The sequence below is a fragment of the Methanooceanicella nereidis genome, assembly GCF_021023085.1.
Taxonomy (GTDB): Archaea; Halobacteriota; Methanocellia; order Methanocellales; family Methanocellaceae; genus Methanooceanicella; species Methanooceanicella nereidis.
Genome location: NZ_PGCK01000013.1, coordinates 72,451 through 96,229 on the forward strand (window position 1 = coordinate 72,451; position 23,779 = coordinate 96,229).

Below are 23,779 nucleotides of genomic sequence, written 5' to 3' on the forward strand. Positions count from 1 at the left end.
ATTCAAGGTTCTTTCAGTGTGACCTTATCACTTTTTTTGCTCGCGAGGAGCTGGACTTTGCGCCCGTTCGTAAGGACTATGTCCCATACTTCGTTTGTGTGGTCATTCGAGCTAAGCACAACTGACTTACAATCAAGTCCCTGAGACGCCATGATGGACTTTACCTGGGCTTCTCCGCCCTTGTATTTACCCACCGTCACAGTCTTATTGATCTTTCCACTCATGCTATCACTTCTTTTAATATATGATCGCTGCTGACACTTCGCGTTCATCCGTGCCGCCCTGACGATCGAGCATCATACGCACGCTCCACGGATTTATAAGTATCGCTTCTCATGGCGTTTTTAGCGCTAAAAAAGCATAATATTAAAGTATTCATTCACGGAAGTAAAATGCTCACAGTATTACCAGCATACGTAGATATATCATCTTTACTCGTAAAAACAGGCGCAAATATTAAGTAAATAATGCCCTGATAAAAGTTATAAATATTTATTAAATATTTTAAAAATCAATAATGTACAAATAAGCACATATATGTATTATTTGGTAAGATAATGATGATAAATAAAAATAAATCCAAATTTACCCATTATAATATTAACTAAAAAGTAAATTCGCAAGAAATTAAAATTAGCATAAAATGATATTTATAAAGTTAAAATGGATATTAATTAATCGCTATTTCTGAAAAACAGTTAATTAAAGATAGGCGAAATTGAAATAAAAGGTTACTATAAATGCCTTTATGGTTTTATGCTTAAATATCATTTTTATTAACGATCAAACGCTTGCAAAAGTTTTATATTTTTTTAACCCTTACTCAACTTAATACAAGAAAAATTACTTGTTATGCTTTGCTATGTCATGCTATACCATATCAGGTACGGCGGTTACATAGGTGTAAATAGGAGGGTAATAAAGAAATGAAGAACAGCATAAAAGCATCCGTGCTTATAATAATGTTACTTGCAGCATGCGTATTCTTAAGCGGCTGCACGACGGAGACGCCGACGGCCACCCCGACGGCAGAACCGACGGCAACGGCAGAACCGGCAGGATTTACGACTTTGATCCCGGGAGTGCTCTCGGTCGCGACTGAGGCCCACTACCCGCCCTTCGAGAACATTAACACAACAACTAATGACTTCGAAGGATTCGACATTGACCTCATGAACGAGATAGCCAAGGAACTTGGCCTCGAGGTCCAGTACACTGACCATGCGTTCGACACCATAATCACCGCGGTCCAGGCAAAGAAGTTCGACTGCGCCATATCTGCATTCACCATCACCGGCGAGAGGCAGAAGATGATCGACTTCACCGACTGGTACTATGAGTCGAAGGGACAGGTCATCAGCGTAAAGGCTGACGACGACAGCATAAAGACCGCAGAGGACTTAGTCGGCAAGAAGGTCGCTGTCCAGCTCGGAACTGTCGGAGAAATGGTCACCAGGAACATCACTGGAATAAACCAGGGTGACATACAGTCCTACGCAAGCATGGGCGAGGCATTCATGGCCTTGAAGAAGGGAGAGGTAGTAGCCGTTATCGGTGACCACCCGGTATCTTACCCGTACATCAAGAAATACCCAGGCGACTACAAGTTCGTAGACACCCCGATGTCAGAGGTCGAGTACTTCGGCATTGTCGTCAATAAGGACAACCCGGGACTCACAGCAGCCATCAATGATGCCATTGCCAAGATCAAGGCCGATGGCAGATACGATGTAATGTACGACAAGTGGTTCGCACAGTAAATTAAGGGACATATGTCCCTTTTTCTTTTATTTTAAAACGGATAATATAATCATGATAATATTTCACTCTTATCGCTTAAATATCAATAAAAAAAGCTTTTATCAGAAAAACATATATAGAGTAACTTTAATTGTCGAGAGGGAAGGGATAAGACAATAGATAGGTGCGGTGGTTGAATGAACAAAAAACATAGAGGTTTGCGAGCGTTAAGCATAATTCTGTTACTACTGATCATAAGCCCCTTGTTAATGGGCGCGGCTTTTGGCCAATCGGGCACCTTGACCGTGAAGGTCAAGAACGATATGTTAAAGCCGATCGAAAATGCGAACATATACATCGATGGCTCTTTTGCCGGAACGACCAACGAGATCGGCGAGCTTATTATCAAGAACTTTCCATCCGGAAGCCATAATGTCACCGCAACCAAAGAAGGATTTGAAAATAAGACTTTTACGAGAGATCTTGTCTCAGGCACCCTGATCAATTTTGAGCTAAAACTTGCCAAGGATGGCTCTAGCGCCGATGCCGTCACTTTCGAAGTCCTTGAGGATAAAGTATCCAGAAGCAAGATCGCAGAAGCGGCAGTATACGTAGACGGCACATACACAGGAAAGACCAACAGGCATGAAGGCAAGTTCTCGACAGTCCTGTCAGCCGGCGAACATGAGATCAGGATATCTAAGGAAGGCCTCGAGGATAATGTCTCGATAATTGATATCGTACCGGGAACAACTTACACGTTCCTGATGAAACCCGGAGGAAAGACTTTTTCAATATTTGATACGGAACTCCTGTTAAAGTCCCTTCAAAAATTAATATGGCTCGGGGCCGTGACGACTATCAAGCTATCCGTAATGGCATACGGATTGGGCATCGTGATCGGACTATTCATGGGAATAGGCAGGACTTCCAAGAATAAGCTCATAAGGCTGGCCTCATCAATATATGTTGAGGGAGTCAGGGGAATACCCATCCTGCTTCAGCTATTTATCGTATATTTTGGTATCCCGTTCCTCGTACAGGACATCACGGGCGGAAATTTCAACATTGACGCGTTCACATCGTGCATGGTAGCGCTATCCATCAACGCGGGCGCTTATATCGCCGAGATATTCAAGGCAGGCATAGAAGCGATCCATAAGGGACAGATGGAAGCGGCCAGGTCCATCGGTATGACATACAACCAGTCGATGAGATATATCATACTACCCCAGGCATTCAAGATCGTTCTCCCGGCACTCGGTAATGAGTTCATCGCCTTGATCAAGGATTCGTCGATAGGTATGGTCATCGCGGTCAACGAGATCACATGGTGGTCAAAGACCCTGGGAGCGGAAGCGTTCAACACGTTTACCCCGCTGATGGGAGCAGGCATAGTCTACCTGTGCATCACGATACCGCTGGGTAAGCTTGTCCAGTACCTCGAAAAGAGGGGCAATATAAGCTCCGGAAAAGAAGGTACGGCGGCCAATAAAAAGAAGCGTAAAGAGAGAGGTAAGCCGGAGGCTACGATATGAGCGAGATAATGGTATCCATTAGAGACCTCCACAAGACATTCGGTGAACTGGAAGTGCTCAAGGGCATAAACGCGGAGATCAAGAAAGGAGAGGTCATCGTAGTGCTTGGCCCGAGCGGCTCGGGCAAAAGCACGATGCTCAGATGCATTAACCTGCTGGAAGAACCCACTAAGGGGCAGATATTCATAGGCGATATGGAAATAACCAGTAAAAAGACCGACATCAACAAGATGAGACAGCGCGTAGGCATGGTGTTCCAGCAGTTCAACCTTTTCCCGCACCTTACTGCACTGCAGAACGTCACGCTCGGCCCCTTAAAGGTACAGAAAAAGTCCAAAGAAGAAGCTAATAAGCTGGGCCTGGAACTCTTGAAAAAGGTCGGCCTTCAGGAAAAAGCGAATAACTTCCCGATACAGCTTTCCGGCGGACAGCAGCAGCGTGTCGCCATAGCCAGGGCGCTTGCGATGAAACCTGAGGTCATGTTATTCGACGAGGTCACATCGGCACTGGACCCCGAACTTGTCAAAGAGGTTCTTGACGTGATGAAGACTCTGGCCATGGAAGGCATGACCATGATAGTCGTCACGCACGAGATGGGCTTTGCCCGCGAAGTCGGCGACCGCATCATATTCATGGACGGCGGCTTCATAGTCGAAGAAAACACTCCCGACAGGTTCTTCACGAACCCGCAGCATGACAGGACAAAGAAGTTCCTGAACATGATAAGCTAAGGGTTCAAATATCCTTTTTTTATTTTTAAGTCTTTTACTGGGTGCTCTGTTATTTAGAGTTATAAATCCTGTTCTAAAGTCTATTATGAGTGTACAAATCAGTTTACCACAAAGGTAACCAGGGGCACTGGCTTTCACCACGAAATCTTTGATGAGCGGGGTCTTGCTCAGGTTTTAAGAATGAAAAATGTGTCTTACTAAATTGTCTTTGAGATGAAGTTTTTATGGTTGTGCCTGTCGGATGGCAGGTATACACGTAACCTCACAAAAACACGGAAACACAAAAATTTTTTATATGATTTTTTAAGGGCACAAAAAGCACTAAGAATTTACTCACTAAACCACAAAGGGCTCAAGTATCACCGTCAACGCTCTAACACCTCTAACGCTCGGCTCAACGCACTAACCTCTCAAAGTCACCAACGCTAAAACAAGACCCGAACATTCTCCAAACCACAAAAGTTTAATATCCCGGTTTGTGTTCCCCTTGACCTATAGCAGGGATATATTTGTCGTGTAAGCGTCAACCGTGCGGTTAAAATTTAGTGTTTTTGGAGAATGTTCGGGTCTTGTTTTAGCGTTAGTGACTTAGAGAGGTTAGTGCGTTGAGCCGTGCATTAGAGACTTTAGTGCGTTGACGGTGATACTGGAGCATTTGTGATTTGGTGAGTGAACCTTTGGGTTTTCGTGACCTTAAATTCTAAAAAAAAATTTGTGGTTCTGTGTTTCTGTGAGGTTACGTGTCTACCTGCCATCCGATAGGCATAACTGCAGAACATCGATCCCATAATAGATGTTACATGCAAGTCTTTACAGAGACCATCAAAAAGTCTTTCATGGGAGCGCACACAAAGTCGAAAAAGGACCACCAGTTCCCACCTCGAAGGGCGCTAAGGGATCAAGGGTACACAAAGGACTTTTTCAGAAGGTTATCATATACTTATAAAATTTGTGTACCCTTGATCCCTTAGCGCCCTTCGTGGTGGAAACTGGTGTACCCTTGAGCCCGTTGAGCGCTTCGTGGTAAAAAATAGTGGTCCGTAGAGCCCTTTGTGATGAAATTTATTTTACTTATTCATAAATTTGGGAACTTAGAATAGTTAAATATTAACTGTCGAAGTCAGATTAGACAGTTTTAGCACGCCAAATAAATGCTTGGTATTTAACCATATTACCTGCATACGGTGATTTTATATAGTCGCAAATCCATTAGCTTTACGTTATTGTATTTTTCATCCAAAATATTTCGTCATTTGTCGAAGTCGACTACTAAAAAATTTATATACGTGGATTGCATTCTAAGGGCTGATGCAGAACGACATTGTCGACCTGAGGGCAAAACTGGCCGAGAAAATGGCCGGTGAGATCACGCTGTCGCAAAACCCCGGCGATACCATTAAGAAGTGGAGGAAGAACTTCGAGGTCTCCCAGATAGACCTGGCGAACTCCATTGAAGTATCGCCATCGGTCATTAGCGACTATGAGAGCGGAAGAAGAAAGTCCCCTGGTACGGCAATTATCAGCAAGATCGTTGAAGCTCTGCTCGACCTCGACGAGAAGGCAGGCTCTCACAAGATAAGGGCCTACGAGACTATGCTCATCGAGAGATATAACTCAAACGTCATACTCGATATCCACGAGTACCGATCGCCGATACACCTGACCAGGTTCTCGAAGTTGATAAAGGCCGAGCAGGTATCGGGAAAATTCGACCGGTCCATAAACGGATATACGATAGTTGATAGCTTGAACGCTATTTTTCAGATGTCCTCTAACGAGTTTTACAGGCTCTACGGATGGAGCACCGAAAGGGCGCTTATATTCTGTAATGTTTCGACAGGGAGATCGCCGATGGTGGCTCTGAGGGTCACACCACTTAAGCCTGCGGCGGTAGTTCTCCATGGCCTGGAGGCAGAAAAGATAGACCCGGTGGCGAGAAAGATCGCAGATATTGAGTCTTTCCCGCTAATGACCACACAGATGGACATCGATGAAATGATAAACTCGCTTAAGGGAGTAAAAGAATGAAGCTAGGAATCAGTTCTTACGGAGCTTACGTTCCCCAGTACCGCATCAAGGTCGATGAGATCGCGAAGGTATGGGGCGATAACGCAGACGATTACAAGAATGGCCTTATGGTAACAGAAAAGTCCGTACCTGACGTCGATGAGGACGCGGCTACGATAGCAGTTGAGGCTGCAAGGAATGCGATGGCCCGCGGCGCGGACGCGAAGAAGATAGGTGCGATATACGTGGGTTCCGAAAGCCACCCGTATGCGGTTAAGCCTACTGCGACCATCGTGGCCGCAGCGATAGGCGCACCGTCGAGAATGACAGCGGCGGACTTTGAGTTCGCATGTAAGGCAGGCACTGCCGCCGTACAGGCCGGCATGGGTGTTGTCGCCGCAGGGATCGCCGAGACAGCGCTGGCAATAGGCTCGGACGTATCGCAGGGAGCTCCCGGCGACGCGCTGGAGTATACGGCCGCAGCAGGCGGAGCGGCGTTCGTCATAAGCAAGAACGACCTCATAGCTGTAATTAACGACACATGCTCGTTCACTACCGATACGCCGGACTTCTGGAGAAGGGAAGGCGCGGACTACCCGAGACACGGCGGAAGGTTCACCGGAGAGCCGGGTTACTTTAAGCATGTCACATCAGCGGCGAAGATGCTCCTGGAGAAGACAAAGACAAAGCCGACTGATTACACTTATGCAGTATTCCACCAGCCGAACGGAAAGTTCCCGACCAAGGCGGCACAGATGTTAGGATTTACCAAAGAACAGATAAAGCCCGGCCTTACCTGCCCGAAGATGGGTAACACGTACTCCGGCGCGAGCATGGTAGGACTGGCGGCCACGCTGGACATAGCGAAGCCGGGAGACAGGATATTCGTCACCTCGTTCGGTTCGGGTGCGGGCAGCGACTCGTTCGACATAACCGTCACAGAGAGGATCAACGAGGTAAGGGACCTGGCACCAAAGGTGTGGGATTACATCAACAACGCGAAATACATTGACTACGCGACCTACGCCAAGCACAAAGGAAAGATCAACATAGACGGGTAAGAGGAAGAGGTGACAGAAATGAGAGATGTTGCGATCATAGGTGTCGGATGCACCAATTTCGGCGAGATGTGGGACAGGTCATTCAGGGATATAGTCGTAGAGGCAGGAGTTCAGGCCATCGAAGACGCGAACCTGTCAGGTGAAGAGATAGAGGCAATGTACGTGGGCAACATGAGCGCCGGCCAGTTCATCAACCAGGAACATGTCGGCTCGCTCATAGCGGACTTCTCGGGACTCGCGAGCGGATTACATATCCCCGCGACCAGAGTAGAGGCAGCATGCGCATCGGGCGGCCTTGCATTAAGGAACGCAGTGATGGCAGTGGCCTCCGGGTACCATGACATAGTCGTGGCAGCAGGAGTCGAGAAGATGACCGACGTCGAGACAGGCGTCACTGTAGACGCGCTGGCATCGGCGGCCGACCGTGAATGGGAAGGGTTCATGGGAGCCACGTTCCCGGCACTTTACGCGATGGTAGCCAGGCTGCACATGCACAGGTACGGCACTACCCGCGACCAGCTCGCGCAGGTAGCGGTCAAGAACCACCACAACGCGATGGGCAACCCCAGGGCACAGTTCAGGAACGAGATCACCCTTGACACTGTCAAGAACTCCACAATGGTAGCCGATCCGTTCACGCTGTTCGACTGTTCCCCGATCACTGACGGAGCGGCCTCGGTAATAGTCGCGCCGGCAGAAATGGCGAAGGAATACACCGACTGCCCGGTATATGTCATAGGTACAGGCCAGGCAACTGACACGATATCGCTCCACAACAGGGTAGACCTGTGTACTTTCGGCGCATCAGTGGCTGCCGGAAAGAGAGCATACGAGATGGCTGGCGTCACGCCGCAGGACATTGACCTCGTAGAGGTTCATGACTGCTTCACTATTGCTGAGATACTGGCGATCGAGGACCTCGGGTTCTTCAAGAAGGGACAGGGCGGACCTGCGACCCTCGCGGGAGAGACAGCCATCGGCGGCAAGATACCCGTAAACACGTCGGGAGGCTTAAAGGCCTGCGGACATCCCGTAGGAGCTACCGGCATAAAGCAGGCCGTAGAGTGCGTCGAGCAGCTCAGAGGCCAGGCAGGAAAGAGACAGGTAGATGGCGCGGAGATCGCGATGACCCACAACGTGGGCGGCACCGGCGGCACTGCAGTATGCCATATATTCTCGAAAAGCAGGAGGATGAAGTAAATGAGCGTTCCAAGATTCTGGAGAGAGATCCCGGCACGTTATAATCTGATAGGCACAAAGTGCGAGAACTGCGGTAAGTTCTACTTCCCGCCAAGGCGCCTTTGCCCGGAGTGCAGAAGGAACAGTAAGATGGTCGAATACCAGTTCAATGGCACCGGCGAAGTCGTGACATACTCCGTAATATACACCCCGGGAGACAGCTGGATCGGAAAGAAGCCATATGTCCTGGCAGTGATCAAGCTTGACGAAGGCCCCCACCTTACTTCGGAAGTAATATGCGAGCCGTCCGAGATCAGCATCGGAATGCGCGTAAAGAAGGTCTTCCGCAGGATAGGCGAAGACGGCGATAAGGGCATGATCCATTACGGTACCAAGTTCATACCGGAATAAGGGTCATACCACCCTTTTTATTTTTTTATAGCACTTTTCTAGCTTTTGGGCCTTTCTCGTGCTTTTTATCGTACAACAATAAAAGATTAAAATATATCCAAAACATTGAAAAGTCGTTTTCAATCTAATACACGCTTCTGCTATTTTTGGAATTTTTCATTATGCCTTTCGGATGGCAGGTAGATATGAATTTCACGAAAACACAAAAACACAAAAAACTTCACAAAAAAGGCCGAAGAACCTCCTAATTAGAATTTGTCATAATTTTTTCTGCTACGACCTCTTTCTCGCCTTTATAGAGCTTTACAGTACCCTTAAGTTTGATATGGTCCCCTGCGCTCATGCCATTAAACAGATAATGATCTTCGCATGAAGAGTACACAAAGACATTAGCGATAATGCTCCCGGACTTTACCGCTAATAACAAGTGCCCTCCGGTATACGTTCTTTCTTTGGATAGGAGGATACCTTCGACCACGACATTATCCCCGACATCAGAGTCCGGACCATATGTTTGATACGTCTCATGGCCCATTAGAAAGAACATGGAGACAATAGCGAATAACGCGCACGATAATATTGCTATGGTAGCGATCTCTCCCTTTTGCAAGCGCATGAGCATTAATTGTCCTGTTAGTAGATAATTGTTTTCATTAAATTGTAAATAAAGTAACTGATCAATAGCTCAACGAATTTTCCAAAGACCTCATATACAAATAATATAAAGTAATTAATATGCCCTTGCAGGTCATGGCCTATAATATCGATGAAGCTATTTACATACCGCTTCAGGATCTTGATAAATATCCGGACCATGTTAAATGGATAAGCCTTAGTTCGCCTGCAGAGGACGAGATCAATTCGATAGCTTCATTACTTGACCTTCACCCGCTTGTCATTGAGGACATGATGCAGGGCGAGGAGCTTCCGAAGGTCAACGAATATCCAAAATACACTTTTATCATCACCGACATCCTGGAGTTTAAAGAGGATGAGCTGATCGCGAATAAGCTCTATATGGTGCTGGGTAAAGACTTCCTGATGACACTGACGGAGGATATCGATACCATCAGGTTCGTGCAGAACCTGGTCGTCAGCAAAGCCCGGAACATCATAGAGCAGGGACCGGACTTCTTAGCGTACACATTTTTGGATCGCGGCGTCGACAAATTCTACCCGGTACTTGACGAGATCGAGGACATAGTGATGGAAGTCGAGGATCTTGTCATAGAGCAGCCGGATAAATGGATCCTTAACGTCATGACGGACGTAAGGCGCGATCTTTTGATAGTAAGGAAATCCGCGTGGCTCATCAGAGAAGTGATATCGTCGCTCATGCGAGGCTCATCGCCGTTCATTACGCCCAGGACTGTGATCTATCTCAGGGATGTCTATGATCACATAATACAGACGATGGAGCTTGTGGAGACATACAGGGACATTCTGGTATCCTCAAGGGACACATACATGTCCTCGGTTTCCAACTCGCTTAACGAGGTCATGAAACAGCTCACTATAATTGCGACCATAATGCTCCCGTTATCGTTCATAGCGAGCGTCTACGGCATGAACTTTAAATTCATGCCTGAGCTGGAATGGGAATATGGATACTTCGCAGTGCTGGGCTTCATGATACTGTTGACGGCCATAATGATCGCGTACTTCAGGAAAAAGAAATGGATTTGAAGATCATTTAGTTTCTTCGGAAAAATCATAGTCGAAGTCGGTGATCCTTTTACGGTCCCTTATTGTGATGTAGAAGTTCATCTTATACAGGATCGTGAACGCGAACACGAAGGCCTGTATCAACGCCTGAAAGATCCCGACGGAGATCATTGCAGGGATCCCGATCGCAATGTCTATATTGCCCATATAAGTGGCGTTCATATAAGATGTGTTTGTCATGTAGGTCTCGTTTGTCATAAACTCTGCAGTCATTCCCATCAGCAACGGGAACTGGACAAGCAGCTTCAGGATCAATATTATTATGAAGAGCGGTAACACCGCAGCGAAGTTACGTTTAACAAAGTTCACGCTCATTGAAAAAGACTTTAGTACCCCGTGGTTTTCCGTAATGATGCACACGTCATAGAACTCTATGAGCATCAGGCCGATGAACATTATCGTCAGGGATACCAGCGCCATCAGCGAAGCCACGAACGCGTCACCGGCTATCCCGGCGCTGAACAACACCAGGAGCAGCGAAGTCGTCAATAGATAATATATGATGAAAGCGACGATGCTCGCCAGTAAATACTTCGGGTAATATTTTTTTATAGACCCCAAAAACGTTGAAAAGCTTGAGGAGCCGCTATTTATATACTCTAATGCGTACCCCATGGAGCCGCTCAGGATTAGCGGCATGATGATTATCGGGAATATCAGGAAAGTATAGCTCCCGGATAACTCCAGAGCGGTACCGCTAAATGACCCGTACGGTAAAAGCCCGGGCAGTGACAGGATACCTACTAGCGCGCCGGCCAGCAGTAACATGGAACAGTTAGCCAGTCCCTTTACGCTTTTCTCTAATATGGAAATGAAGTCACCCATGTTTTATACGCCGAATTTTACTTGTGGTCATAGGATATATAATTAATGGATTACGCAGTATATGCCAAAATTATTGATTTGGACCGATATGATAAAAATATCCAATTTTTTACATATTAATTCATAAGTGTAAATGGCACATTAATTAAATCGAATACCATCAAGCCCTAATAAATGATCAATGGGCAGGCGAACATACGTAAACACTTTATATAATCGAGGCATAATATAAATTAATCATTCGTATTGATACGAATGAAAATAGCTCTATGCAAGGAGTATCTTGATGCTATACAGCTTTAAATGTAAAGTATGCGGCAATGTGACAAAGGCTGCGATAAGGCCTCACTTATGCCCCGGATGTAAAGCCAGAAGAAGCAATCTAGAGAAGATAGAGCGAGAAAACGCCTAAAGGCATTGATGGAGGGAATTTTTACGAAGATAACATCGATAATGGAAAAAACGTTCAAGGGAGAGACAACGGAAGTCGGGCTATACCTCACGATGGCCAGAAAGGCCGAGCTGGAGGGCTATCCGGACATAGCGATGTACCTTAAGAACCTGGCCTGGGAAGAGGCGGGCCATGCATGTGAAGTCCTGACCATTCTCGGAAAGTATGGCGGCATGGAGATCAAGAGCACTAAAGAGAACCTTCAGATGATGCTTGAAGGCGAAAAAATGGCTACACAGGAAAAGCTGGACGCAGCCATGATAGCCAGAGACGAGGGGGTCCCGGACGCAGCCTTGTTCTTCGAGAGCGCCTCGAAAGACGAACACAGGCACAGGTCTGCACTGGAAGGTTTCCTTAAAAAATTGTGAAGCCGTTAGAGTAAAGCGAATAACATTATGGGCGCAACAGTCGGTCTTAAAAGTTATCGGAATATACTTTTAAATAATAGCCCCTGTGCGGCCATAAAATAGTACTGTGAAGGGATCTACCCCTTCACACTTTTAAACTTATTTTCTGTGTTGCCTGCATACCCTGTCCGGCAGTCTTTTCATCGCCCATCCTGAACTTTTTCTCCAGGAGCTCGTAAGTGTTCTCTGCCACGTCCCCCAGGACCTGGGCGCTTGCGTTGAGCTCTTCGACGGACGCGGTCTGTTCCTCGATGGACGCGCTTGTCTCCTCGGACGAAGACGCGGTCTCCTCTGCCGTCGATGCGGCCGCCTCGATACTCTTCGCGATGGACTCCAGCGCTTCCGCGCCCGACCGGGCATCGGCAGATACTTCCGCTATCATGCGGTTTATCTCATCTACGGACCTGACGACTTCCTGAATGTTCGTCATGGCGCTGGTGATGACCTTTTCACCTTCGACCGACTCCGACGAGACGTTCTCTATAGACCTCATCACGCGCAGCGTTTCCTGCTGGACGTTCTCGATAAGGCTGTTGATGCGCTCAGTGCTCTTCCTGGATTCGTCCGCAAGCTTCCTGACCTCTTCCGCGACAACTGCGAAGCCTCTTCCGTGCTCCCCCGCACGAGCCGCCTCTATCGCTGCGTTCAATGCGAGCAGGTTTGTCTGGTCAGCGATATTCTTGATCGTATCGGTGACCTTGCCGATCTCCTTCACGGCCTGGTCCAGCCCGGATACCACCTGTGTCGCTTCCCGCACGGCAGAATTAATGCTCTTCATACCGCTTGAAACGTCTGCCGCCTCATCGCCGACCTCTTTTGCTTTCCTTGCGCCTTCTTTTGCCAGAACGGATGATCTTTCCGCATTCGAGTCCAGCTTTCTGAACAGCGTGTTCGCATCTCTCGCCCTGCTGGAAGCCTCGTCTGCGAGCCTTGCCAGGTTCTCCGCTCCTCTGGATATCTCGCCGGACGCAGATGCGACCTGCTCAATGCTCGTGCTCATCTGCGACGCGCTCTCCGCGACCTCCTGTGCCTTATTCTTGGTCTCGCCGGCATTCAGCTTGATCTCGCCTATGATGGAACGGAGGTCCCTGATGAGCAGATTATAAGAGTCGAATATCTTGCCGAAATCATCGTCATGCTCCTTGACCATGACACGATTGAGGTCGCCATTGGCCACGGCCTCTATGCCGTCCACAAGTAGCGATGTCATGCGCGAATTATATTCAAGCTGGGCCTTGATCTGTTCCTCTTTTTCTTTTATGACAGTGATATCCTGGATGACCTCTATGCCGCCTATGAACTCGCCCGAGGAATTTTTGATAGGTATAGCCGATATGAGTGCCGGCATAAACACTCCCTTACCGATAGGGATCTTCCGCTCTTCGTTAATGACGCTCTTCTTGGTGTCTATGACTATATCAAGGACAGTGTCCGATTTTACATTGAGCACATCGCGGATGGACTTGCCGATACTTTCTTCGACGGATTTTTTGCTAAAAGTGGTGAAATTTTCGCTGACATAAGAGACGATATGGTTCTGGTCCGCGATAAGAAGGCTTACTGGTATGCTCCTCAACATCCTTTGAATATTATCGGCCTGTTTTTTCAGCTCGATCTCATTTTGTTTTTGTTTTGTGGTATCCCGTATGATCTCAATGCCGCCCTTAAAATTACCTTTTTCATCGGTCATCACTAAGGCGGTGAGCTGGGCATACATCGTATCCCCTTTGACGGTCTTTAGTTTCACGTCATGTATGTATTCCCGCTGGCCTGCCCGGAAACTCTTTTCTATCGGACAGCTGCTATCGCAATATCCGGAAGGTATGTTATTGCACATGAATCTGTCACATCTATACTCGCAAGCCTTATCCACAGCGATCCCCGTAAGCCTGGCGGCCGCATTATTACAATAGACTATATTACGGTCCGCGTCCCGGACAAGAATAGGGTCCGGGATGTAGGAGAGTATTTTTTCATACTGGCTGCTATTCATTTTAACCGAGCGCTTACCTGCGCTCATTAATATTCCAAGCACACTACTAAACATTTTAATTGCACGCCCCTCTACCCCCCGAAGCTTAACCATATCATTTTTATCATCAAGATATTGCTAATTAATCGTTATTTTTGCAAACAAACTATAAAGATTTTATGTTATAGAAAATTAGATTGTTTTGTAATTATTTTCTTGAAATTAGCAGTAAATTTGACTTTCTAAAATGTATTTTCAATAAAAAAATTTGTAAATATTAAGGAAAAAATTGGTTTTCGCATAAAGCGAAACTATGCCACATGGTGTCGCATGACACGTGTTACGCGCTGTCTTATATCACAAAGGCGTTATATACACATGATTAAATATGTAAATTATATGAGCGAGATAAACTGCCCCTCCTGCAACGGTTCAAACGTTGAACGTATAAAAACTGACAGCGCGTTGAAGTCATTCATTGTAATGTTCACGGACGGCAATGAATCGCGTACAAGCTACCAGTGTAAAGATTGCGGGAATAAGTTCCAGATAATAAACGTATCCAGCAACGCAAAAAGCGCGCTTGCGATATAAGATCCACTTAATTTTAAATATTGTCCCGATATTGTTTCCGGGCGTAGAGGGGCCTGTCCATATTTTTATAGATCTTTATAAAATAAAATACGAATATTTTTCCCCTAATTTTACCATAAAATAGACTAAAGATCATGTAAACTAATGACTTTTTGCAGAGTGTCCTTGGTTTTAGTTTATATTACCATTATCTGTTAAAATGGCATAAGATCGTGATATTTAATGATGTACCCTGATATGAGATAATTTCATCTCAAAGTCAAAGGATATCTCAAAGAGATCATCTCTTTTTTAAAAAGAAACGTCGAGATCGTCGTATCTTTGAGTCGTGGTTAAGTCATCGAGACAGAAATATGCCGGATCATCTATTATCAATGATCATAAACTTATAGAACGGAGTCGGATTATATTCCTTATCTGCAGCGGCATGACAAATGAAGCGACATGCTGAAAGATAATATTCCTGATTATGAAAATTACTGGCTTATGGCCCCCCCATCGGAAAATGCTTTTATATTATATATGGTAAAGCTTATTGGAACCAAAGGTCTAACAAAATTATTCAAGCTAATACATTGTGATACTCAAAGGAAGATATTTATGCGGCAAAGTCTCTCAGGCGTCACTACGATACCGAGCTATAAAAGACAGGAGAACATCGGCGAGGAAAAAAGAGCAGACAGGCCGATAAAAGTCTCGGTCGTCATCCCCACAATGAACGAGCCTGCCATAGGCAGAGTAATAGAAGAAACAAGGCAGGGGTTAAAACACTTTGAAGTCGAGATAATCGTCGTAGATAAGTCGGAGGACGATACTGCAAGACGGGCGTTGAAGGCTGGAGCCATAGTTGTCCATCAGGAAAGCGTTGGCTACGGGGACGCATACATCACGGGTTTCAGGCAAGTATCGCTTGATTCTGACATTGTAGTGATGATGGACGGGGACTACACCTATGATCCTTTTGAGATCCCGTTATTACTGGAGCCGATAACCAAAGGGTCGGCGGACATCGTCCTGGGGAACAGGTTCGCGCGTATCGAAGAAGGCGCCATGACCGGCCGTAACAGGCTCGGTAATAAGATAATCACAGGCTCCATAAATTTACTGTACAGGTTAAGGTTGAAAGATTCGCAGACGGGGTTCCGGGCCATCAGGGCTAGCTCTATGCACGTGCTGGAGGTAACATCCGAAGGAATGCCGTTCGCGAGCGAAATGATCATCGACTCAATGAAAAAATCTTTGAAGGTGGTCGAGGTCCCGATAAGGTACAGGCAGCGCATCGGAGATCCTAAGTTAAAGGCATATAAGGATGGTTCCCAGATACTGGGCCTGGTGATCAGGATGGTCAGAGATTATAACCCGCTTACTATATTTTTACCGGCCGGGGCGTTATTGATCGTCCTGGGCACGATACTGGGTTCTTCCGTAGTGTACGAATGGCTTACCACAGGACTCGTGACAAGACTGGCCTCGACAGTGTTATCAGCGTTTCTTATCATAGCAGGATTGCAGATAGTCTTTTTCGGACTTCTGGCGGACATCATCCTGGTAGCGCTCAGGTCAAGGCATTAGGATAGTGTCGGATAATGAGGATCGCCTTTGTCACGGACGTAGTATACCCTTATGTCAAGGGCGGCGCGGAAAAACGCATATACGAGATGTCAAGGCGTCTTGCGGCAAGCGGCAACGAAGTACACGTATTTAGCGCAAAATGGTGGGAAGGCCCTTCTGTCATGGTAAAGGACGGCGTGACATATCACGGCGTCTCCAGGGCACGAAGCCTGTATGCCGGTGACCGCAGGTCGATATTCGAAGCGGTGCTGTTCGGCGCTTCCCTCGTTATTCCCTTATTGAAAGAAAAGTTCGACGTCATTGACTGTAATCAGCATCCCTATTTTTCCATATTCTCCTGTAAGCTGGCATCAGTGATAAAAGGCGGAAAGTTTTTTGTGACGTGGCACGAGCTCTGGGGTGATTACTGGTATGAGTATATGGGGTTTGCCGGCTTTTTCGGTAAGACTGTTGAGAAAATAACTTCACTTCTGCCTGACCGCATAATATCTGTATCGAAAAAGACAGCGTCAGACCTTATCGCTTCCGGCATAAGCGAGAATAAAGTGATCACCGTGCCGAACGGGATATCATACAAATCGATCAAGGACATCAGCCCTTCGAATGATGGGCACGACGTTGTTTTTGCCGGACGGCTTATAAAAGACAAGCATGTCCGCGATCTGCTCGGTGCATGCTCTGTCGCAAAAGAGACCATCCCGGACCTTAAAGCACTTATAATCGGCGACGGCCCTGAAAAAGACCTTCTTCAGGACATGACAGTAGAGCTGGATCTTCAGGATAACGTGAAGTTTGCCGGCAGGCTGGAAGAATCGAGCCTGATAGCTTCGATAAAGTCATCCCGCGTATTCGTGCTGCCGTCGACCAGGGAGGGCTTCAGCATCACCACTCTTGAAGCGCTCGCCTGCGGCACCCCGGTGATAACGGTCAGGGGAAAAAAGAATTATGCGACCGAATTGATCGAGGATGGAGTTACAGGGCTGATTGTCGACCTGGACTATAATAGTATCTGCGATGGAATATTACAATTGTTAAAGGACGAAAACAGGCGAAAGACCATGTCCGAAAAATGTGTAGTATCGGTAAAGGACTATGACTGGGACATGCTGGCATCGAAGCTATTGAAGACATATAGGGAATTCTAGATAAAGAGAGAAAATTAATATATAAACAAAAACCTTAGCTTGATAAACAGCCTGACGGAGATAATAAAATGATCAGTGTCATTATCCCTGCATATAATGAGGAATCAAGGATAGAAAAGACATTAACGGATTATATCGAAGGCTTGAAAGCGTCGGGCAGGGAATATGAATTAATTGTCGTATGCGACGGCAGTAAGGACAGGACAGCCGAAATAGCGTCCGGGTACGCGAAAGTACTGGAGTTCGCCGACAGGCTCGGAAAAGGAGGAGGCGTCCTTGAAGGCTTCAAAGCTGCCGGCGGCGATGTTTTAGGATATACGGACGCAGACAATTCGCTTAAAGTAGACCAGTTTATAAAGCTGATCGAGGAAATGGACAGGACTGGTGCCGGCTGCGTGATCGCGGACAGGAAGTCCAAAGAGTCCATCATTGTCGAGAGCCAGTACCTTATAAGAAGATTCGCGAGCGAGGCGTTCAATTTTATGCTGTCAAGGGCCATCTTCGGCCTTAAGATAAGAGATTCTCAATGCGGCGGTAAGATATTTAAGAAAGAATGTCTTGAGCCCGTAATACCAAAAATGGTATGCAAAGGGTTTGAGTTTGACGTCGAGCTTTTATGGCGGATAAAAAGTAATGGATGTGACATAGTCGAAGTGCCCGTCATATGGAAAGACGACAAAGGCAGCAAGTTCAGTTTTAAGTACATACCGTCAATGTTCGTGAACCTGATGAAAGTCAGGCTCGGGATCTATAAAAAAAATTAGAGATCAGGGGATTAACATCACCCAAAACATCTCGATAAATTTAAAGATTTGATCACAAAAAGAGAATTCAATATCATTTGAGGGTGAGCATTGTTGGCCGGTATGGATCCATTAGGATTGATCAGGGGAAATGAAAAAAAGATCTCGCTCCTGATAATTCTGGCAGCGGCCATTATCCTTTTCTATTTAGCCTTAACGACACAGGTCCGCCTGGTAGGTGACGGTTCTACTTATTATATGCAGATGCAGAGTATAGTGAACGACCTTGACATACAATATCAGGAAAAAGACATTATAAGGGCTTTAGATGTTCAGTTCGACATCCTTCCTCAGAACCTTTTCCTTATAAAAACTGGCAGCGGAGATTATTTTTATGGAAAAGATTTCTCATATGCTCTTTTTGCATCGCCGTTTTATATGTTCCTTGGTAACAACGGCATATTACTGTTCAATGCGCTGATGATATTTTCCATGATACTATTCGGGTACTTCCATCTTAGAAAAAATAACGGCAGCATCTTATCGATCATAGTATCATTGTTGTTCTTCGCCCTTTCAGTCGTTCTTATCTATATGTTCTGGATACATGCGGATATTTACAACATGTTCCTTATCATGACGGGAATGTTCCTCTGGACAGTATATCATGATAAAAAGGACATAAGGTGGCTGGGAGCCGCATCGCTCTTCCTCGGGCTGGCAGTTGTGGCAAAGGCACCTAATGCAGCCTTATTTATACCGATAATATCCTACGAGCTATACAATAGAAGATTAAAAAACTCGGCGATCATAGTGCTAATGGCGCTTATCCCGGTTCTCGTATTTTACGGTTATTTCCATATGAATGCAGGCACGCTGTCATTTTACGGAGGAGACAGATACAACTACATGACAGAATACCCGTTCGTAAACGGGTACGATAGCCAGAACGAGGCGGGGATCCCGTATTTTAGCATTAGCTCCGATAAAAAGGACATTATGTTAAACCTTAATGATATTACTATCATTCCGTACAATGTTTTTTATTATCTTTTCGGGAAATTTTCCGGCATATTATGGTATTATCCTCTTGCCGTCTTTGCAATGCTGGCATTTTTATTATCCTTTAAAGAAAGGAAAGATGAAAAAGTAAAAGACGATGGTAAACCGGTCGTATTTTCATGTATCGCCCTGTACATTTTAATGTTCACGACCGTTCTGGGTAATAATTACATGGGCGGCGCCTGTAATATCGGGAACAGGTATTTCTACATATATCCGATATTTTTATTGCTGATCGGAAAGGTCGACATTAAAAAGATCGCGATATTCATAGTGCTGGCATTGATCACGCTTTCGCCCATACTGATGCACCCCAATAAGGGGCCGGACCAGTTCGCGGACCATATAGATAAGTTCCCGTACCGGTATTTCCCAATAGAATATAGCCAGTTAGACAAATTGTGGATACCATCATATGAGTTTAACGGATTTGACGGCAGTATCTACAGGCTGGACAATAATGCCGAATATGCCACCGATGGCTTTTTTATAACCAACACGTCCGAAATGCTGTTAGTATCCGGTTCTGAAATGAACGAGACAAGACTGAGATTATTCTCCTATGAAAATGATAACATGATAAAGATCATTGTCGGGAGTAAAAATGTAAGTACGGTCTTAAATAAATACGGGTATGATACGATCGCTATTACAGATATTCAGCCGGAGTATAAGGATGGAAAATACTGGATATACAGGCTTTCAATAAGCAGTGACGGAAAAATCTTGATGATACCGATGACGGAAGAAAACATTGTACCCGGCCTGCCCGCCATGCAGGCATTATAATTTAATTATTATATTTTGATACAAAGTGTTTATAATATATTAAATAATGTAATAGAGTGATTTGGATGAGTAAACGTGCGCTTATCACAGGTATCACCGGCCAGGACGGTTCTTATCTGGCCGAGTTATTACTAAAGAAAAACTACGAGGTCTACGGGCTTGTCAGAAGGACGAGCAACGTGAGCACTTCAAGGATAGATCACATCCTCGATAAGATCAATATCGTAATAGGGGATATGTGCGACCAGAGCTCGCTTATCCATGTCATGAAAGAGTGCGAGCCCGACGAGATATATAACCTGGCCGCACAGTCATTCGTGGGCTCTTCATGGTCCCAGCCGTTGTATACGGGCGACGTCACCGCGCTTGGCGTGACAAGGCTGCTGGAGGCCATTAAGATCAACGAGCTTGACGCTAAATTTTATCAGGCATCATCGAGCGAAATGTACGGCAAGGTGCAGGAGACACCCCAGACCGAAAAAACCCCGTTCTATCCGAGAAGCCCGTACGCAGTGGCAAAATTATACGGCCACTGGATAACGGTCAATTATCGTGAAAGCTTCGACATGTTCGCCTGCAGCGGAATATTATTCAACCATGAGTCACCCCGAAGAGGCATCGAGTTCGTGACCAGGAAGATATCGGACGGAGTCGCAAGGATCTATCACGGCCTGCAGGATGAATTAAAGCTAGGCAACCTCGACGCCAAGAGAGACTGGGGATTCGCCGGGGACTATGTCGAGGCCATGTGGCTGATGCTGCAGCAGGAAAAGCCTGACGACTATGTCGTGGCCACTGGAGAGACTCACACGGTGAGGGAGTTCTGTGAGATCGCTTTCGAGGCGGCAGGACTTGACTGGGAGAAATACGTCAAGGTCGACCCGCGGTTCATGAGGCCGGCAGAAGTTGAACTGCTACTGGGAGATTCGACGAAGGCAAGAAAGGCCCTGGGATGGGAGCCGAAGGTCTCGTTTAAGGAACTCGCCAGGATGATGGTGAAAAGCGACATAGAGCTCGTCGAAAGGAACATAAGGAGCATGAAAAAGTAAGCAATATCGGAAAAGTCGTGCTCTGATATGATACTTTGAGCGGGATCAATATGACGTGGGCAGGTAAGAACGTCCTTATAACCGGTGCCAGCGGGTTCATAGGCAGGTATCTGGTCGATGCGCTTTTGGAAAAAGGCGCGAACGTAACCGGGTTGACAATGAGCAGCCCTGATCCCTCTGACAGGAATATCAGGTGGGTGACCGGCGACATTACTGACAGGGGATCCATAAAGGATGTTTGCGAAGATATTGACGTCGTTTATCATCTTGCGGCGATATCAAATGTCCCAAAGTCCATACAAAACCCGCTTTTGACCTTTAATACTAACACTTTTGGCACGGTAAATCTTCTGGAAGAAGCCCGATTATCCGGGAATGTCAAGTTCGTTTACATAAGCAGCGCCCACGTTTACGGGCCGCCGAAATACCTGCCTGTCGATGAGTCTCATCCTCTGAACCCGAGAGAGCCATATGCCGCCAGCAAGATAGCATCGGAGAACATAGTCCAGGCATACGGGAATGCTTACGGGCTGGACTATGCGATAATAAGGCCGTTTAACGTATTCGGGCCGGGCCAGGATGAGAGCTTCCTGATACCGGGGGTTATTGCACAGGCATTGAGGAATAAAGAGATAAAAGTGGGAAATACCGAGCCTACGAGAGACTTTTTGTTCGTTAAGGATTGTGTCGGAGGGTTCCTGGCAATTGCAGAAAAAGGCTCAGGAATATTCAATATCGGTTCGGGGAATGAGATAAGGATATCCAATGTCGTCGAAAAAATAAGGGACCTGATAGACAGTTCTATCCCCATCAAGAGCGATGAGAGCAGGATCAGGGGCGGAAAGGTCGAGATCCCGAGAATGTGCGCGAACATTGAAAAACTAAATGGATTAGGATGGTATCCTGAGATCGGTTTTGATGAAGGCCTGACACAGTGTATAAATAAAAACCGGGAAATATTTTGACAATAGATCCAAGCTTTAAGCTTATTAAATATCATGTTTTATTAAAAAATTTCTTGTAGGGGGAGAACATACTTGGATTTAAGAAAAATTCAAATCGATAAAAACAGCCATCCGATTTTAAATATTATTGCACCAGTATTGATATTTTTAACAGCTTTTATTCCGCGTGCTTTATCGCTTGGCACAACATTGACCTCCGATGAAAGATTTTGGCTGGAGCGTTCCCCTTCATTTATATCGGCATTGATGGACCAGAACCTTACTGGAACATATCAGTCCGTTCATCCCGGCGTGACTTTAATGTGGCTGTCAGGCACGTCATTACAATTATTTTATAATGAAGCTATGGAATTTTCAGAAAAATTGTTCTTCGCCAGCATTCCCGTCGCGCTTGCGACCACGATCGGCATTGTCATCGCATATTACCTGTTAAAAAAGATATTTAATACAGAGATAGCGTTCGTATGTGCCGTCTTGCTTGCACTGGAGCCTTTTCTCGTCGCACATTCGAGAGTAGTCCAGCTAGACGCCCTTGTAAGCACTTTTATGATATTGTCAGTGCTGTCGTTGATAGCTTATTTAAAGTACAACGACAGGAAAATTTATCTTTATTCTACCGGGATTTTTACGGGACTTGCATTATTGACAAAATTATCTGCAATATTTTTATTGCCTTTTATCATATTTGCGATAATAACATGGTACTTATTGGATATTTTAGGTCCGGAACATAAGAATGTGTTAAGTAAAGAAAATATCTCAAACTGGATTAAGATATTATTGTCATTAGGCATCATCATCGTACTTACATACGTGATCCTCTGGCCGTCGATGTGGGTCGCGCCCCTGGAGACGCTTCAATATGTCTTCGGCGGTGTCGAATGGGCTGCTACAACACCTCATGGATCAGGATTTTATATGGGAGAGATCTCAGACGGCAATTATGATGCCAGTTTTTATCCTGTAGCCATTCTAATGAGAGCAACCCCGATAATTTTATTTTCCGCTTTCCTGTCATTATTCTATCTGGGAATGAACATTCATAAAAGAGGTGTCTCAGACAACGAAAAAGTAATGATACTGATCGTTTCATTTATACTATTGTTTATCGTACAAATGACGCTGGGCGATAAGAAATTCGACAGGTACATATTGCCGGTTTTCCCCGCATTAGGAATCCTGGCATCTATCGGGCTTTGCTCATTCGCGAATACAGTATATGAAAGATCGCCGAATTTTAGCTTTAACGGGATAAATATTAAAGAGAGGATCAATAAGAAAACAGTATTATCAATACTACTTCTGGCCATAGCGCTTATTCAGGCAACTACCCTGATATCGCTGCACCCATATTGTTTATCATACTTCAATCCGCTTGCGTTCGGAGGCCCGTCGAATGCCACGAATATGCTTGTTGTCGGATGGGGAGAAGGCGGAGATCTGGCTGCTAAGTACCTTAATGAAAAGCCGAATGCAACGGATCTTTTAGTAGCGGACCAGTATCCCGGGTTCCGAGAATACTTTAACGGCCATTCGAAAAATATGAGCGAAAAGATCTGTTATATGGGCCGTGTTTATTATGTTGATTACCTGGTCTTCTACGTCTCAGCAGTCCAGCGCGACTGGAATAAAGAGATATGGGACCTGTATAAGGATAAGGAGCCTGAGAAGGTCATAATGATAAACGGCATAGAATATTGCTGGATATATAAAGCATGATAATATCCGGTATTATGCGAGAGAAATAATCGATCATCTATTATGTTTTTGAGACACGAAAAGTTAATGTCAAATGAAATAGATAGCCTTGCTA

Annotated in this window: 22 protein-coding genes; 18 read left to right on the forward strand and 4 right to left on the reverse strand. The window is 45.7% G+C overall.

Annotated features, from left to right (window positions below):
- Positions 1-2: 2 nt before the first annotated feature.
- On the reverse strand, positions 3-272 hold the full coding sequence (locus CUJ83_RS13970) for a hypothetical protein (protein ID WP_230742951.1): 270 nt from the start codon (positions 270-272) through the stop codon (positions 3-5).
- Between the two features lie 654 nt (positions 273-926).
- Between CUJ83_RS13970 and CUJ83_RS13975 the strand changes: the two genes are divergently transcribed.
- The 7 genes from CUJ83_RS13975 to CUJ83_RS14005 all read left to right on the forward strand — a co-directional run bounded on the left by CUJ83_RS13975 (position 927) and on the right by CUJ83_RS14005 (position 8,667).
- On the forward strand, positions 927-1,760 hold the full coding sequence (locus tag CUJ83_RS13975) for a basic amino acid ABC transporter substrate-binding protein (protein ID WP_230742953.1): 834 nt from the start codon (positions 927-929) through the stop codon (positions 1,758-1,760).
- 177 nt (positions 1,761-1,937) lie between these two features.
- Positions 1,938-3,278: an ABC transporter permease subunit gene (locus tag CUJ83_RS13980; RefSeq protein WP_230742954.1), complete on the forward strand. Its 1,341-nt coding sequence runs from the start codon at positions 1,938-1,940 to the stop codon at positions 3,276-3,278.
- Between the two features lie 8 nt (positions 3,279-3,286).
- On the forward strand, positions 3,287-4,009 hold the full coding sequence (locus CUJ83_RS13985) for an amino acid ABC transporter ATP-binding protein (RefSeq protein ID WP_230743019.1): 723 nt from the start codon (positions 3,287-3,289) through the stop codon (positions 4,007-4,009).
- A gap of 1,308 nt (positions 4,010-5,317) precedes the next feature.
- On the forward strand, positions 5,318-6,037 hold the full coding sequence (locus tag CUJ83_RS13990) for a helix-turn-helix domain-containing protein (RefSeq protein WP_230742956.1): 720 nt from the start codon (positions 5,318-5,320) through the stop codon (positions 6,035-6,037).
- Positions 6,034-7,077 carry a hydroxymethylglutaryl-CoA synthase gene (locus tag CUJ83_RS13995; protein ID WP_230742958.1) on the forward strand — a complete coding sequence of 348 codons (1,044 nt, stop codon included), beginning with the start codon at positions 6,034-6,036 and terminating at the stop codon, positions 7,075-7,077. The genes CUJ83_RS13990 and CUJ83_RS13995 overlap by 4 nt, the downstream gene beginning before the upstream one ends.
- 18 nt (positions 7,078-7,095) lie before the next feature.
- On the forward strand, positions 7,096-8,277 hold the full coding sequence (locus tag CUJ83_RS14000) for an acetyl-CoA acetyltransferase (protein ID WP_230742960.1): 1,182 nt from the start codon (positions 7,096-7,098) through the stop codon (positions 8,275-8,277).
- A complete protein-coding gene (locus CUJ83_RS14005) occupies positions 8,278-8,667 on the forward strand; it encodes a Zn-ribbon domain-containing OB-fold protein (protein ID WP_230742962.1) in 390 nt (129 codons plus the stop codon).
- Between the two features lie 244 nt (positions 8,668-8,911).
- On the opposite strand, the gene CUJ83_RS14010 is transcribed toward CUJ83_RS14005, so the two are convergent.
- A complete protein-coding gene (locus CUJ83_RS14010) occupies positions 8,912-9,283 on the reverse strand; it encodes a DNA-binding protein (RefSeq protein WP_230742964.1) in 372 nt (123 codons plus the stop codon).
- A 134-nt stretch (positions 9,284-9,417) separates the two neighbouring features.
- Between CUJ83_RS14010 and corA the strand changes: the two genes are divergently transcribed.
- Complete coding sequence (gene corA, locus CUJ83_RS14015) at positions 9,418-10,353, forward strand: magnesium/cobalt transporter CorA (protein WP_230742965.1); 936 nt, start codon at positions 9,418-9,420, stop codon at positions 10,351-10,353.
- 3 nt (positions 10,354-10,356) lie between these two features.
- Here corA and CUJ83_RS14020 read toward each other — a convergent pair whose 3' ends face one another.
- Positions 10,357-11,217, reverse strand: coding sequence for a DUF7847 domain-containing protein (locus CUJ83_RS14020; RefSeq protein ID WP_230742967.1), 861 nt, complete (start codon positions 11,215-11,217; stop codon positions 10,357-10,359).
- 286 nt (positions 11,218-11,503) lie between these two features.
- Between CUJ83_RS14020 and CUJ83_RS15790 the strand changes: the two genes are divergently transcribed.
- Positions 11,504-11,629: a hypothetical protein gene (locus tag CUJ83_RS15790; protein WP_255668601.1), complete on the forward strand. Its 126-nt coding sequence runs from the start codon at positions 11,504-11,506 to the stop codon at positions 11,627-11,629.
- 8 nt (positions 11,630-11,637) lie between these two features.
- The gene (locus tag CUJ83_RS14025) at positions 11,638-12,036 is read left to right on the forward strand and encodes a ferritin-like domain-containing protein (RefSeq protein ID WP_230742968.1); all 399 of its coding nucleotides are present in this window, start codon (positions 11,638-11,640) and stop codon (positions 12,034-12,036) included.
- Between the two features lie 124 nt (positions 12,037-12,160).
- Here the strand turns inward: CUJ83_RS14025 and CUJ83_RS14030 are convergent, their stop codons facing one another.
- Positions 12,161-14,122 (reverse strand): methyl-accepting chemotaxis protein, encoded by a 1,962-nt coding sequence (locus CUJ83_RS14030; protein ID WP_230742970.1) that lies wholly within the window; start codon positions 14,120-14,122, stop codon positions 12,161-12,163.
- Between the two features lie 324 nt (positions 14,123-14,446).
- Between CUJ83_RS14030 and CUJ83_RS14035 the strand changes: the two genes are divergently transcribed.
- The 8 genes from CUJ83_RS14035 (at position 14,447) to CUJ83_RS14070 (ending at position 23,685) form a co-directional block, all read left to right on the forward strand.
- Complete coding sequence (locus CUJ83_RS14035; RefSeq protein WP_230742972.1) at positions 14,447-14,641, forward strand: hypothetical protein; 195 nt, start codon at positions 14,447-14,449, stop codon at positions 14,639-14,641.
- A gap of 600 nt (positions 14,642-15,241) precedes the next feature.
- Complete coding sequence (locus CUJ83_RS14040; RefSeq protein WP_230742973.1) at positions 15,242-16,213, forward strand: glycosyltransferase; 972 nt, start codon at positions 15,242-15,244, stop codon at positions 16,211-16,213.
- A 14-nt stretch (positions 16,214-16,227) separates the two neighbouring features.
- Positions 16,228-17,358 (forward strand): glycosyltransferase family 4 protein, encoded by a 1,131-nt coding sequence (locus tag CUJ83_RS14045; protein ID WP_230742975.1) that lies wholly within the window; start codon positions 16,228-16,230, stop codon positions 17,356-17,358.
- Between the two features lie 68 nt (positions 17,359-17,426).
- Positions 17,427-18,122 (forward strand): dolichyl-phosphate beta-glucosyltransferase, encoded by a 696-nt coding sequence (locus CUJ83_RS14050; protein WP_230742977.1) that lies wholly within the window; start codon positions 17,427-17,429, stop codon positions 18,120-18,122.
- Between the two features lie 93 nt (positions 18,123-18,215).
- Positions 18,216-19,952, forward strand: coding sequence for an ArnT family glycosyltransferase (locus tag CUJ83_RS14055; RefSeq protein ID WP_230742979.1), 1,737 nt, complete (start codon positions 18,216-18,218; stop codon positions 19,950-19,952).
- A 65-nt stretch (positions 19,953-20,017) separates the two neighbouring features.
- The gene (gene gmd, locus CUJ83_RS14060; protein WP_230742980.1) at positions 20,018-21,001 is read left to right on the forward strand and encodes a GDP-mannose 4,6-dehydratase; all 984 of its coding nucleotides are present in this window, start codon (positions 20,018-20,020) and stop codon (positions 20,999-21,001) included.
- A 35-nt stretch (positions 21,002-21,036) separates the two neighbouring features.
- Complete coding sequence (locus CUJ83_RS14065; RefSeq protein WP_230742981.1) at positions 21,037-21,966, forward strand: NAD-dependent epimerase/dehydratase family protein; 930 nt, start codon at positions 21,037-21,039, stop codon at positions 21,964-21,966.
- A gap of 189 nt (positions 21,967-22,155) precedes the next feature.
- Positions 22,156-23,685 (forward strand): glycosyltransferase family 39 protein, encoded by a 1,530-nt coding sequence (locus CUJ83_RS14070; protein ID WP_230742983.1) that lies wholly within the window; start codon positions 22,156-22,158, stop codon positions 23,683-23,685.
- Positions 23,686-23,779: the final 94 nt, after the last annotated feature.

Bases quoted from the DNA above. Each gene is read 5' to 3' on its own strand.
- CUJ83_RS15790 (WP_255668601.1), top strand. From the start codon at position 11,504: ATGCTATACAGCTTTAAATGTAAAGTATGCGGCAATGTGACAAAGGCT.
- CUJ83_RS14050 (WP_230742977.1), top strand. From the start codon at position 17,427: ATGATCAGTGTCATTATCCCTGCATATAATGAGGAATCAAGGATAGAA.
- CUJ83_RS14025 (WP_230742968.1), top strand. From the start codon at position 11,638: ATGGAGGGAATTTTTACGAAGATAACATCGATAATGGAAAAAACGTTC.
- CUJ83_RS14005 (WP_230742962.1), top strand. From the start codon at position 8,278: ATGAGCGTTCCAAGATTCTGGAGAGAGATCCCGGCACGTTATAATCTG.
- CUJ83_RS14010 (WP_230742964.1), bottom strand. From the start codon at position 9,283: ATGCGCTTGCAAAAGGGAGAGATCGCTACCATAGCAATATTATCGTGC.
- CUJ83_RS14035 (WP_230742972.1), top strand. From the start codon at position 14,447: ATGAGCGAGATAAACTGCCCCTCCTGCAACGGTTCAAACGTTGAACGT.
- CUJ83_RS14000 (WP_230742960.1), top strand. From the start codon at position 7,096: ATGAGAGATGTTGCGATCATAGGTGTCGGATGCACCAATTTCGGCGAG.
- CUJ83_RS13980 (WP_230742954.1), top strand. From the start codon at position 1,938: ATGAACAAAAAACATAGAGGTTTGCGAGCGTTAAGCATAATTCTGTTA.
- CUJ83_RS14020 (WP_230742967.1), bottom strand. From the start codon at position 11,217: ATGGGTGACTTCATTTCCATATTAGAGAAAAGCGTAAAGGGACTGGCT.
- corA (WP_230742965.1), top strand. From the start codon at position 9,418: ATGGCCTATAATATCGATGAAGCTATTTACATACCGCTTCAGGATCTT.
- CUJ83_RS14045 (WP_230742975.1), top strand. From the start codon at position 16,228: ATGAGGATCGCCTTTGTCACGGACGTAGTATACCCTTATGTCAAGGGC.
- CUJ83_RS13975 (WP_230742953.1), top strand. From the start codon at position 927: ATGAAGAACAGCATAAAAGCATCCGTGCTTATAATAATGTTACTTGCA.
- CUJ83_RS14040 (WP_230742973.1), top strand. From the start codon at position 15,242: ATGCGGCAAAGTCTCTCAGGCGTCACTACGATACCGAGCTATAAAAGA.
- CUJ83_RS13970 (WP_230742951.1), bottom strand. From the start codon at position 272: ATGAACGCGAAGTGTCAGCAGCGATCATATATTAAAAGAAGTGATAGC.
- CUJ83_RS13985 (WP_230743019.1), top strand. From the start codon at position 3,287: ATGGTATCCATTAGAGACCTCCACAAGACATTCGGTGAACTGGAAGTG.
- CUJ83_RS14030 (WP_230742970.1), bottom strand. From the start codon at position 14,122: ATGTTTAGTAGTGTGCTTGGAATATTAATGAGCGCAGGTAAGCGCTCG.
- CUJ83_RS13995 (WP_230742958.1), top strand. From the start codon at position 6,034: ATGAAGCTAGGAATCAGTTCTTACGGAGCTTACGTTCCCCAGTACCGC.
- gmd (WP_230742980.1), top strand. From the start codon at position 20,018: ATGAGTAAACGTGCGCTTATCACAGGTATCACCGGCCAGGACGGTTCT.
- CUJ83_RS13990 (WP_230742956.1), top strand. From the start codon at position 5,318: ATGCAGAACGACATTGTCGACCTGAGGGCAAAACTGGCCGAGAAAATG.